We start from the raw sequence: 13,362 nt of genomic DNA, 5'->3' as shown, positions 1-13,362 counted from the left end.
TCGTTTGATTCACCTGTTTTCATTTTCATAGATAGCTGATCGCTATTTAAATAATGGGTTATAGGGTTTTTGTTATTTTATTCTGGAGTGAAAATTATTATTTGTTTGGTTGGTAAAATAATTATTTTGGTTGATTTCAACTGTATGAATGCCGACTTTTTAGAATCGTTTTGGGCTTTCTAAACTCCCAAAATGTGATTTTTATACTGTTTTTAGTGATTGAAAGTGATTGTTTTGGGGTTTGTCGAGGTGTGAGTCGCTATGGTGCCACTTTCCTCATCAGGTTCAAATTGTTGAGCGGAGTGGTCAGCAGTATTGTTTGGAATATATATGTTTGGACGTCAATCGATAAGCGCTTACCCCTAATTGGGTAAGCGCTCATACTGGTCAACTCTATTTATTTGGCGACGATAGACCAAACGCCGGGGCTTAGTGTGAATTTAAGGTATTTGTCGTCTTCTCCAACAAACTCAACACCGTCGGTTGATCTGGCGGGCTTGTCTTGTTGCCACGCGACTTTGCCATTGAAGGCGACGCTGTTCAGTTTGAAGTAAGCTTTTGGAATGCCCACAGTCGCTACAGTGCCACTTGGTGAGGTTAGCTCAATTTGCATGCGGTCATCGCTTCGACTGATTTCAAAATCAATATCGCCTTGAACACTCGGCACTTTCTGCTGAACGCGTTTCATGTGCGCCATATTCGGCATGACTTGGTAGGTTTGCCATGCCACTGCAGTAGGCTCGATACCGGCGATGTATTGACTGAGTACCGTGCTTGGCGCATTCCAAGCGTGGTTTTCAGTACCTTTACCTGTCATGTATTCGGTGAGCGTTGAGCGCTCGATATTATCGACCTGAGCGCCATAACGGGCTTTCATTCGAGCAAGGGCGTCATCATAGCGGCCCGCAATAGCCATGGCGTTGTAGACCATCCACTCAAAGTGAGGGCTGGCAAAGTGGTTCGGCACCAGCACGTTATCAACGATTTGTTGATATTGTTCAGGCTCCGCTAAGCCAAACAAAATGGCGATGGCATTTGCGCGATCATCTTTGAATTTGGCGCTGTTACTGCTGAAGTAGCCGTCTTGCCAGTAATGGCGCTGATAGGCCTTTTTAATCGACTTGATTCGCTCATCATAGAACGCCATGTGAGTCTCATCATCGAGTGCCTGAGCCATTTTACGGGCCGACACCAAGGCGCTGTAGTAAAGCGCATTTTGAATGGCGTCGTAGTCAATGGTGTCTTGTGGACCCCAATCGGTCCAATTCCAGGCGCCGTTTCGTTTGGTAGCCAGACCGTTGTCCTTCATCCCCCAAAGTTCAAGGTATTTGTGGACATAGGGATAGGCGAAGGCGAGGGTGTCGAGATCACCCGTGTTGTAGTAATAGTGCCAGATGGCTTGTTCGATGAACTGCAAACTTTGCGCGGGTAACTCACGGAATCGGCCAGGCCCCAATCCGGCGAAGATGCCCGATTCGGAATCGCTGAAGGCCAGCGTTACTTTGATCGCTTTTTTCAGCAAGTCGCGGCCGGGCTTGTCCATCGAGTAGAACAAATAGCTGGCCTGATCGGCGACATCGCCAATCCACAAGCCACGCTCGCGGTCTGGTGTGTCCATGAAGTTATCGCGGGCACAAATGTACAAGGTGTTTTCAGCCATTTGCCAAATACGGGTCATCCAAGGATCGTCGGATTCAAAATGACCCGGTGTCGAGCCAACGCCCGTCCAGCGATACTTTAAACCATGTACTTTGACGCCTTTGGGAATGGTGTACTCGATAATGCGACCATTTAGCCAAGAATAGGACTCAAACTGCTGACGACCGGCCTTGGTGGTGTAGAAGGTCTCAATGGTATTGAGGCGCATGTTCGACTTGATGTGGATCTGCTGACCGGCTTGCGCTTCGATATCAAAGTACGGAGTGAAGTTCTTATTGAAGTCCAGTTTGCACTGAATTGTTTTGCCATCGGCGATAAACGGGAACTTGCTGTCCGGATAGTTGGTGCAGTTGGCCAATCCGTAGTTGTTTAAGATTGGGATTTCACTCGGATATAGACCGTAGTATGGCGCTTTAGGTGGCGTCTTACCTGCTTTGGCTGGCTGCCAATCGGAGTCATCAAAACCCGGCATATACCAAGCATCTTTGCTCCAATCATTCATGTCATTTTGAGCATCGTATTTGATGCTCCAAGCCGCAACGCGGTAAGGGTTTTTCTTGATGACTTTTTTGTCATAAGCCGGGTGGGGCTGCACTTTCCAACTGCTGTCGGTAATGATTTGACGATCACCGACATCGGCCTGAAAGATGAAGCCACCTTTGTTGGAGGAAATGTGGGTGCCTTTTTGGCCATTGTCGCCGTAATACCAAGTGAGGGCGGCAATGGTGTTTTTGCCTTTTTTCAAATAGCGGCCGATGTCGACTTGGTCATAGTATTTGTTCGAGGCGATAGGGAAGAAATCAACCCGCGGAGATGGCTTAACTGGGCTCGGACCGCCGGTATAGCTGCCTTCAAACACGACCAACTCGCCGTTGATCCAAAGCCAGTATTTGGTATCGGCGCTGATGTAGGCGGTGACGTCTGAGCTGACGTCATTCAGTGTGACTTCTTTGCGAAACGCCATCCATGAGTTGGCATCGGTGAATCGTTGCTTTAACCAAATCCATTCGGCATTCCATTCAACAGCCAGACTTTTAAAGCTCATCGACAATAAGATTGTCGTTAGCAAAGCTGGCAACAGTGGTACTTTTTTCACTTAGTGCTCCTAACAGGCTAAATCAATGCTCAGTGACGGCATTGGATTATTTCGTGCTGTTAGGAAAAGGACGGTTAGCAAGAAATTGCTACCCCAAGGGGAATGCTTTTTACTTATGCATAATTCTGCAAGTTTGAAGCAGGACTATCGCTGTCGGATTAACTCCTCTTCCGCGTAGTTACTTCAGTGACGTGCCGGTGCTGACCGGCAACAGTTTAAGGAGCTTCCTTGTCGAAGCCCCTTAAAAATCCCCCCGACATCCCGGCGTTCTCGCCCGCTACGCGGGTTCGTTGCGTTGCTCTTGCACAAAAGCGCCTGCGGAACTCGCCTTATGAAAAGCTAAGGCTCAAACAGTCCTCGGCTTTACCTTTTGCCCAATGCGCTACTCACCGTTCTCAACGGGAAATATAAAAACTGAGCAACTTTAGGCCCAGACAAGAGCAGTCTTCGCTAAGGTGTGCTTGCTAAATTATTGTTCGGTTGTTGGTTGTGGCGCGTAGGTCAAAATGTCTTGTGGGCTGAATTTGTCATAGCCATTCAAACCCTCGGGGAGCACGGTTTCACCCAACAGCAATTCGCTTTTACTGAACATCGGCAGAGCCAGCTTGACCAGTTGGGCATCCGCGCCGCCGCCGGTGATCTGTTGCCATTGCCATTTGTTTTCGCCAGTTAAGTAGGGCACCACAAAGTCATAGCCGGTTTTTAAGCTGACGCCATCTTTGCTGGTATGCGACCACAGATCGATATTGGTGTGACGGCGGCTCAAGTCGGCAATTCGTGCTAACGCCCATAAGTTATTGACGGTGTAGTTCACCGACTTAGTTCTGGCCAATTCCAATGGTTGACTGCCATCCGCGGCAATTTGGGCTGCAATTCGGGTTTCTTTGGTGGCTTCAATTTTTGCTTTCGCCTGCTCCAGTTTGCCCAGATAGATCATTAAGCCAATGGCTTGATAGTCATAGTTGGTGCCATGGTTATTGTGCCGAGTGCTTTCTTGAATGCCGAACTCGCTGGTGGTCAGCCAGGTGTAATAATCATCTAACCATTTGTCCATGACGGCCTTGTCAGCCTTGCTCCACTGGTTGTTACTTTCCAGCAGCTGCACTGTGGTAATCACTTGACCAATATCGGTCCAGTCAATAATGGCGAAGTTAGTGCCGTCCGCTTTGCCCGGAATCGCCTTACCGTGATTGATGTTGGGATTCATTCGGGTTTGTGGATCAACAAACCAGGCTTTAACAATTCGCTTGGCTTTATCGAGGTACTGTTGATCGGCAGAAAAATAGTAGGCCAAGTTGAGTGTGTTCAACGACTTCAACATTTTTAAGCGGCGATTCCAATCGGTTTCTGGGCCTTTGCTGATGGGGTTAAACTGACCATCTTTGTATACCCACGGCAAACCGTCTGGTTTGCTTGGATCAGGCCAATAATAAGAGCCAAGGGTGTAGTAGTCATGAATATCGCCACTTGCCGGTAGCATGGTTTTGTTGGTGACCGGATCGATTGGCTTGTTGAGTTCTTTGTTGGCGAGGGCAATGAGTTTGTTATAAGCCGCTGTATAGCGCTTGTCCTTTGCTGCCAGCGCTTGTTTGGCTAGCTTTAAACGCTGTTCATTCAAATACACCAAGCCAGAGGCTTCAATGTGGGAGGCGGCTGGTGCTGCGGCTGCTTGGCTATTGCCATCGTTTGCCGGCGCCAGACTGAAAGAGTCGGTTTGGCTGCAAGCTGATAGGCCAATTGCTAGAGCTAGTGCGGTGAGTGTTGTTTTCATTGTGTGATGATCTCGTGATGCGTTGAGGTCCATATATCAGCAATTACTGATCGCCGAATAAATTGATGATTTGCAAATAGGTGGTGCGCTGGTCACCTTCACCTTCTGCCAACAGGTAGTAATAGAGCTTGCCGTCGGCAATATAGACTTCACCTTTTTTGTAATTGGCAGCGAGTTTTTTACCTTGATAAACCCGCTTAAAGTCATTAGTGCCGCCTTTGGCTTGCTCGATGTAAGGTTGGCCATTTTCCAAACCGATGATGTAGATGTTGCCGCCAGAGGTGTAAATGTCGTTGGCACCAACAAAATCAGTGGTGGTGATGAACTCATTTTGTCCAGCTGGTTTGTAATGGTGTAAGTGGACGGTGACTTTGTTTTCGGCGTCTTTTACTCGGCTAATGATGTGCACATCGCCATTTTCGGTGATGGTCCAGTCAAAGCCGCCGGTGATCACCACTTTGTTTTTGGCTTGGGTTGTGACCAAATCGCCAGGCTCTGTGACAAAGGCGGGGGCGGCAGCAATCAGCGGTAACTCAATGGGCTCACCCTTATAGTTTTTCCATTCTGACTGGCCCAACGGATCGTCCGAATACATGAAGTAAACGCCGTTCTGATAGCGATATCTGTCCTCTTTATTGTTGAGGCGACGTTGAAAGCCAAACCCGAGTTTGCCGTTAGCAAACTTCATGCGGCCATAGTTGCTCCAGTTGTAGTCCAGACCATTTTCTTTGACGTTGAGCTTATTAATACTTTGAAACGGCTGCCAAATGCCGTTGCCCTTGTAACTGTTGAAAATGCCCTTGCCATCATGAGATGTGCCTTGGCGAATATAGAAAAACAGGTCGCCTTGGTCATTGAGGAAAAATTTCGGGTAGGTCAGTTTGGCGTGAGCATCGTGATCTTCTGCCCCTGTCATCGACAAGTGCTTGTAATCATCCGGCCCTTCGCTGTGGCTGCTGGTGTCTTTAACAAACAAATCTAAATTAAAGTCATCGTCGCTGACGGTGGCTGCACCATCAATGCTGTAGCTATAGCGAAAATAGTCTTTTTCGAAACTGCCATTGCCGCCGGTATCCGAGTGACGGTTGTAAGCATGCAGGTCAAACACCAAGTGGATGGTTTCATCTTTCGGGCTGATCCCCACGGCAATGGTATTGTGGGTTTCGCCAATCCACCAACGACCCACCAAACCAGTGTGTTGATGCGGAAATTCAATGTGTTTCAGTTGCCCAGTTTTTAAGTTCAAGCGCGATAGCATCATGTGGCGGTCGTACTTACCGCCGCGATACCAAGTCATAAACACATAGTGTTTGTAGGTTTTGATGGCATCGCCATGGGGCGAGATGGCCGGACCATATTGGTAGTCATATTTGCCGTTGGGATCATTCTTGGTGTTGAGGGTTTGATGGACATTACCCATTTTCTTGCCATCAAAAAACAACGCGCGGTCGGTAATTTTGGTTTCGCTTTCAAGGTAAATGTTGTCCTTGTTAGCGGCAGCTTGGTTACTTGTCGTGGCGCAGCCGACCATTAGCGCGCTGACGGTGCCAATGGTGACAAATTGCTTCACCGTTTGGATGACTTTAAGCATGTGTTGGTTTTCCCCTAACTATTTCTGTTCGCTTGATGACTGCGCGGTTGCGGTGAACTTGGCTCGAACAGTGAGCCAAGCTCAGGCCATCAATGTGACAATGTTATTGTTCTAATTGGTTTTAGTTGCACAGGACCGATTAACCCCGACGGTTGTAGCGGCGTCTGTTTGTTGATCTTGGTGGCAAAGGTAATTTGGCTTTGAAACTGTTTTGGCTGCGCACTATCGGGCCACTGCTCGGGGTATTTTTGATCGCCCACTAAACGGTTTAGCCACGTCGTTGCTACTTCAATATGCAGTTGGTTGTGGCCCGCTTTCAGGGCGTTGGTAATATCCACTTGTAGCGGTCGGCTCCATAGTTCGCCGAAATCTTTGCCATTGACTTGCACGCGAGCAATCACTCCTACTTCACCTAAATCAAGTAACCAGCGTTGATCTGAGCGCAACAGCTGAGCGTCCAGTTGAAACTCATTGCGGTAGCTCACTACGCCGGAATAATGCTGCAACGCCAACGGCTGTAACTCGGTTAACGACACCAGTTGCGCAAGCTCAAGCTCGGTTGCAACATCTCGGTTTTGTTGCAAAGTGAGCTGCCATGGCTGTTCGAGAACCTTCGGTGAAGGTAAATCATTGACCGATATTTGTTGCTTTTGATTGCTTGTGAATTCTATCTGATAGTTGCCGTTGGCGGCTACATCAAGGATCACATTGCCGCTCGAATCCAAAGCGCTGGACAACCAAGTTGGTATTGCTAGCGACTCGTCAAGCTTGCTAATCGCCTTAATGACAGGCTGTTGCATACTGTTTGCGCTGTTGATAGCGGGCGTGTCGGCCGTCCGGGCAAAAACCACAAAGGTGGACTCCAAACCTTTTAGCGTCATTGGCACTGTGACGCGGCCCTGCTGCTGCAGAAATTGGCCGACTTGTTGGATTTGGCCGGTAACCGCATCCCAACGCTGGGGCGGGCGCAAGTCAGCCTGCGAGCGAAAACTTGGCGCGATGGAGATGTCGGACTCGGACTGGTTGGCAATAAAGTAAATGTCGTGACTGTCGCTTTGGCGATGACTCCAAATCACTGATTCGGGCAAGCCACTGAGGTCTTCAGGGCGCTTTAGTTGTGCCATGATGGTCGCCAAGTCGACCTTGGCTTCCGTGGAATAAAACACCTGACCGTTGCCAAACTGAGCTTGTTTGATCTGATACCCATCTATTTGTTGCCATAACGCATTGGCCAGTTGCGTAACTTTTTTGTCGGCTGCAGGATAGTTTTGCAAGCTCGGTGAGTGGCTCGGCTTCGGGCCATAAATAGCACCGCCATCGGCCACCAGTTGGCTGAGCTTAGTGAGCACTTGAGGCCTCATGGTGGCAAGGTTGGGCAGCACCAACAACTTGAAACGCATGCCGTTGGGTAAGACAAACTCGCCATCTTGTACTGTTAGGCGGTTGAGAATGACTTCGGCGTTAATGAAATCATAGGAATAACCGGCTGGCACCGCAGGTTTTAGCTCACCGGTCATTTTCGGCACATCTTCGCCGATAAAATACATGATGTCGGCGACATAGTTGCCTTGCTGCATCATATAGTTAGCGCGCTTGATGTAATCGAGCCAACTGCCCATGAAATCAAACCATGGGTTATGACGGTTAAACTCAGAGCCAAACCAAGCATTCACACCGGGAAATCGGTCGTCGTAAGCTTGCTGAATATAAACGTGGAGCAGGGTGTGATTAATACCCTCAACAAATGACCAGTCGCCACGCTTTTTAAAGTGCCATGGATGGTTTTTAAATGAGTCGCTGCGGCCGGCGGTGAAGGATTCAGACATCACGGTTTTGTGACCGTAAATGTGCGCCGCAGACGATGCCGCTTTGAGTTCGATTGCGCCTAAGTTGCCCGACGCCCAGAATTCACCACTGACAATATCGGCTTGCCCACCATACTGTAAAAACTCGCCCGGAAAGCCCCAGTGACCGTAGTTTTCCAACCATAATTTTAAGCCATGCTGATGGGCGCGCTCTCGCAGTCCGGCGGTGTATTGGTAAGACACTTTGTCGGCCACCAGTCGGCGCATATCCCATAAGAACCGCTCGCTTTGCTGAGCACTGTTGACGATGCGTCCGGTATAAACGGGCAGGAAGGGGATCGGATCATAACCAAACTGTTGCTGGAACTTATCGGCAAATCCATCGGTCCAGTTTTGTGCGCCTTGCTCGTAGCTATCAACCACGGCGTACTTGAGCGCTCGCCGTTGCTCGGGTTTCATGGTGGTGAGGATCTGGCCGATGTAGGCATCGAAGTGAAATTGAGCGATGGATTTGCTCAGCTTGTCAATTTCCGGCCCTCTGGCATTGGCGCTGGATGGGCCATTGGTGGTGCCGGTCGGTCGCATAAAGTAATGGACCACCGTCCATTGACCTTCGGGCGGATGCCAATTGAGCTGGCCGTTGCTGACAAATTCAGTGACATCTAACACCTGACTGGCGTCAATGGCCATTGCTGGCTCAGACGCGGTTAATGGCGCCGGCCAGATATAACTATCATGTTTCGGCTGCGGGGTTGGGTGAACCTTGGCAAGCTTCTTCTCGACATAGCGCTCAAGCTTGTAGCCAGCCGACAACACCACTTCTTTAAGGCCCGGTACTTGCTCGCTGTTTACCTTGGTTTGTTTGATTGCAGTCAGTGACAGTCGGAACTGTTGCGATTCAACCGGCGCAAAGTTGATGACTATCGGAGCGTCATGATCAGGACCAATCGCCGCTTTATCGCGCGGCCGCTGCAGCGAAAATTCGCGGATCACCTGAAACTCACCGCTGGCAGTTTTGGCCGATAAGGTGGCCTGCGCGGAGAATGGCTGGTGCGGATAAATCGCTAGTGTTTGTGCCCGTAACGGCTGCTGATGGTTAAAATCAATCTGCAGTTCAGCGGCGCTGTTGGCCTCGCTTTTTTGATTGACCAGTTCGCTCGGGAATAGGTAAACCGATTGCGGATCGCCGTCTATCAATGCCTTGCTATCCGACACATCGATAGGGTTCGACAAACCGTGCGATTCAATGCTCATCGTTGTTTGTTGTTGATTCAGTCGCTCCGCTTCACCGGCGGGCGTTTTAAAGGCAATGACTTTAACGCTTTGAGTAAAACCGTCAGGCTCGCTTAGGGTGATTGGCTGATGACTCGGTCCACTGACTTGGTATTCGGTTGAATCCAAATAACGCATGGATTGGTCAAGATTAACCCAAGGACCACCAGATTGGCTCCAGCCTGGCGAGTTGAACAGGCCAATATCAATATCGCAATCGGCCGCTTTTTCGATCGCGAAGCGCAGGTGATCCCACCATTCGTCGCTCAGCGCTGCGACTGAACCATAACCGCCAATACTTGGCTTTAGGTGAATAATGCCGATCAGTGCGGTGCTGATGCCGGCTTTTTGCATTGCCGCTAAATCATTTTCGATGCCGCTTTTGGAAATATGATCGTTCACCCAATACCAATACACCCAAGGTTTAACCGCATCCGGAGGGTTTTGAAAATTGCGTTTGAGTTCGGCTGTTGACGCCTGATAGAAGGATTCCGGCATCGGACTAGAGGGCTGATGGAGCTTGCTAGTTGGCTGCTGCTCAGTTGATTGCTGAAACGTTGCGGGGGCAACTGCTGAATCAGGTGCTGGTTGATGTGGCGCTTCGCCGCAGCTGGCAACTAGCGCCGATATGAAACAAACACCGGCGATGTGAAGTAATCGATGGGCTTTATTGGCGCCCGCGGCGGCGCTCATCAGGTTGTGGCTTGGCATGAATCATTCCAGTCTCCGCTTGCGATTTGCAGCGGACATTGCACTAACAATTAACAAGAAAAGTGGGGCAGAGTGGAATTTGCTACCCCTTTGGATGATTTAATTTGGGGATGATTTAATTTTTGCTCCTTGAATTAGGGCGCGATCAAACGAACTGGGCCGAGTAAGCCGGACGTTTGTAATTCTTTCGGTTGTTTGATGAAGAAGTTAAAGCCGGTGAAGGTGACCCGTTCACTCGCTGGTGGCGGCTCATTGTTGTTTAACCACGCAACTGTATCGCCGGTCATGCTATAGCCGCTGGTATCAGGCAGTGCTTCATCACCAATCAGGCGATTGACCCAAGTGTTGGTGATCGCCACCGTTAACTGGTTTTCGCCAGCTTGAACGGCGCTGCGAATATCAACGGCAAATGGCGGCTTCCATAGCGTCGCCAACGGCTTGCCATTAATACTGACTTGGGCAATTTGCTGGACATCGCCTAAATCCAGATATAGCGGTTGATCACTGTTGGCCTGCTGCTCGCTTAGCGCAAAAGTTTTGTGGTAATTGGCGGTGCCGGAATAGTATTTGATGCCCTCAATGGCGCTATCGGTCCAATCCATTAATTGCTCAAAGCTGACTTTGCTGGGGCCTGCCCATTTGCGATCAAACTCGACCGACCAAGCGCCAGTGAGTTCGCTGATCTGCGCTTCATTGCCACTTTGGTAAACGTCTTTCACCAACTGCGAGTGATTGCCGTTGTAACTTGGTGCATGGTCATCGCGGCGGATGTAAACAAAGCGGCCAGCATAGGGCTCTAACGCCAACTCGGTGATCAGTCGTTTGCCTTGGCGACGATAGCTATTGATTTGTTCAATGCTGCCATCATCAATGTTCCAAATTTCCGGAGTGCCATCGCCATCGCGCAAATCAACGGTCAGCTGTTGAAACGTCGGTTGATCGTTATAGAAGTAATACAAATCGTTGTTGCCAATACGGCGCTGGGCAAAGAACTTCGCCGGAGAGTTGTTGATTAGTAAGTCCGGCTGGTAATCCAACTCAACAATGCTTTGTTCAAGATTAAAGCTGCTGACGATGCCTTTACCATAGCGATTAATGGTGTTGGCGGTATCGCCCCAAAGCTCATCGGCAATGCGATTGAATTCTGCTTGTTGCGGCCATTCGCTGTAGCCAATGACCTGCTTGGGTTTATCGCCAATCACTGTGGCGCCGGCAGCGACCAACTGCTGCACCCGCTTTAGGGTTTTCAGATGTAGGTAGTCGGTTTTATACAGTTGCAGGGCGCGGTAGCGGGTGCCTTCAGGCAATACCAGCCAGCCGTCTTTGACGCTAATTCGATTGAGCAATACATCGGTATTGGTGTAGTCATAGCCAAAACCATCGGGTACGCCCGTATTGTTGCCGTTACCAACTCGCAGTGGTGCTAAGTCGCCCAAGTGGATGAGAAAATCGGCATCTGGTACGCCTTGTTGCAGCAGATAAGAGCCGCGAGCTAAGTAGTCAAACCACGCCGCGCCACCATTGCCCCACCAAGTTTGGGTACGGTCAATGTGAGAGCCAATGGAGTCCATGGTCATGCCGGGCTTGATATGATTGTTGGGCTGGTGAGCAAAGCGATGGAACATGGTTTCGTTAATGCCACGGGCCCACATCTTGTCGCCATAATGCTTGTAAAAGTAGGGGTGACCGTACCAATTGACGGTTCGAATCGAAGTAAAGGATTCAGCCGAAATAATGTTTTTGCCGTAAATGTGGCCAGAAGAAATGGCCGCAGACACTCGGCCATTGTAAACCTGATCGCGAACCCAGAATTCTCCCATCAAACGATCGGCCTGACCGCCTGAGGCCAGTTCATCAAAAGGCCCCCAACCATAAGGTTCGATATAAGATTCCAGACCATATTGCTTGGCCAGCCGAGTAAACTCGCCAAAATAGTTTTCCACCATTAAATCAGACTGGTGCTGACGAAACTCCTGCAAAATGCCGCCGGCGTGCTCAGGGGATTCGATCACGCGGCCGGTCATCAATGGCAGCCAAGGGATGAAGTCGTAGCCAAACTTTGCCTGAAAGCTCTTATCAATGTCTTTAGTCCAGTTTTGGCCGCCGACTTCATAACTGTCAATTTCAGTAGCTTTAAGTGACTGAATGCCTTGCGCTTTGACTTTTTTGACCAGCTTGCCCACGTATTGATCAAAGTGATGGCGCAACGCTTCGGCATCAAATTTATCGACTTCTAAGCCTTCTCCCTCGACCGTTGCGGGGACATTAAAAGCACCGGTGCTGGTGTAGCCAAATCGGAGCACTCGCCAGCTGCCAGCAGGCAATGTAACGCCATTGCTGGGCAGATCACCACGGTTTAGCACTAACACCTCGTCGGCTTTGGTGATAGCTTGCGGATTGATTTGTGGCGCAAGGCTGAGCTTGCCGCGCTCCATTGAATTCATCGACAACCAATCATTGATTCGCGGTACAGACCACAAGTCAAAGCGTTTTAGCGCAATTGGTTTGGTAAACACTAAACGGAAGTATTTAGCGGTGTAGCCATCTTGCTGCTCGCTGACCAACTGTGGGCTAAAGGTCCACATTCGGGCACCGGTTCTTGGTCGGCGCAGTTTCTCAACCACGGTGGTGAAATGAACGCCATCATCGGAAATTTGCAAGGCCGCGTCGCCATGTCGGTTGGGCGTTTCGATTTGCAAACTGCGCAGCGCGGTTGGTTGGTCGAGTTCCACTTGGACCCAGTATTGGTCATCAGCGGTTTTATTAAATGCTAACTCCGTATCCCAATCCTGATCGGCGAGGACGCTGGCATCCAAATTTGGATCGGAAACACTGAGCTTAGCCTTGGCAAAGGCGTTACTTTGATTAAATGGGTTGGCAGGCAGCGCAATCACCGCCACGTCTTGATACAAACCTTCGGCGTAACCCGGCTGCGGTGGCATCACGGTTTGGCCACCTTTGATCGCCAGTTCAGACCAAGTGATGCGTTTCATTGACATCTCAGGTGTGACCCAAGGGCCGCCGCTGGAGGTCCAGCCATCGGCATTGTGAATGCCAAACTCAATGTCATTTTTGTCGGCTTCTGCTGCTGCGTGAACTAGGTGGTCAAAAAAAGCCTCGCTGCCAAAGCGCACTGGGCCACGGGATGAGTAGGGCCAGTTGCGGCGATGGACATGAAAGAATATGGCGCCGCCAATACCGGCATCTTTCATCGCTTTGAAGTCTTCGCTGAACCCCGGTTTGCTGAGGTTGCCGTTCATGGCATGCATCCAGGTTTTCGGCAGGTAAGGTTTCGCTGGGTCTTTAAAGTCTTGCGCCGAGAGTTGTTCGGCGTTGCTGGAAGCACACAGTAAATGGAATGTGACACCGGCAATTAACAGAGCTTTCAAGTTCATGGGGTGTATGGCCTTTAGCGCCCAAAGGGCGGGCAACGATTAGCTTTGCTAAGAAAAGGCCG

At 49.8% G+C, this 13,362-nt stretch carries 5 protein-coding genes; all 5 read right to left on the bottom strand.

Annotated elements, in window-relative coordinates; genetic code table 11:
• Nucleotides 1-397 precede the first annotated feature (397 nt).
• The 5 genes from IC617_RS04530 to IC617_RS04510 all read right to left on the bottom strand — a co-directional run bounded on the left by IC617_RS04530 (nt 398) and on the right by IC617_RS04510 (nt 13,300).
• Nucleotides 398-2,755, bottom strand: a complete 2,358-nt coding sequence (locus tag IC617_RS04530; RefSeq protein ID WP_369410360.1) for an alpha-L-rhamnosidase-related protein — start codon at nt 2,753-2,755, stop codon at nt 398-400.
• 469 nt (nt 2,756-3,224) lie between these two features.
• Nucleotides 3,225-4,526 carry an alginate lyase family protein gene (locus tag IC617_RS04525; protein WP_191143791.1) on the bottom strand — a complete coding sequence of 434 codons (1,302 nt, stop codon included), beginning with the start codon at nt 4,524-4,526 and terminating at the stop codon, nt 3,225-3,227.
• Nucleotides 4,527-4,569: 43 nt separating this feature from the next.
• The gene (locus IC617_RS04520; protein ID WP_191143790.1) at nt 4,570-6,117 is read right to left on the bottom strand and encodes a BNR-4 repeat-containing protein; all 1,548 of its coding nucleotides are present in this window, start codon (nt 6,115-6,117) and stop codon (nt 4,570-4,572) included.
• Nucleotides 6,118-6,206: 89 nt separating this feature from the next.
• Entirely contained in the window at nt 6,207-9,905 is a 3,699-nt protein-coding gene (locus tag IC617_RS04515) for a glycosyl hydrolase (protein WP_224745776.1), read from the bottom strand.
• Between the two features lie 134 nt (nt 9,906-10,039).
• Nucleotides 10,040-13,300 (bottom strand): glycosyl hydrolase, encoded by a 3,261-nt coding sequence (locus tag IC617_RS04510; RefSeq protein WP_191143789.1) that lies wholly within the window; start codon nt 13,298-13,300, stop codon nt 10,040-10,042.
• Nucleotides 13,301-13,362: the final 62 nt, after the last annotated feature.

Origin of the sequence: Neiella litorisoli (assembly GCF_014773395.1) — a bacterium.
Lineage (GTDB): Bacteria > Pseudomonadota > Gammaproteobacteria > Enterobacterales > Neiellaceae > Neiella > Neiella litorisoli.
This window is presented reverse-complemented; position numbering and strand designations above follow the sequence as displayed.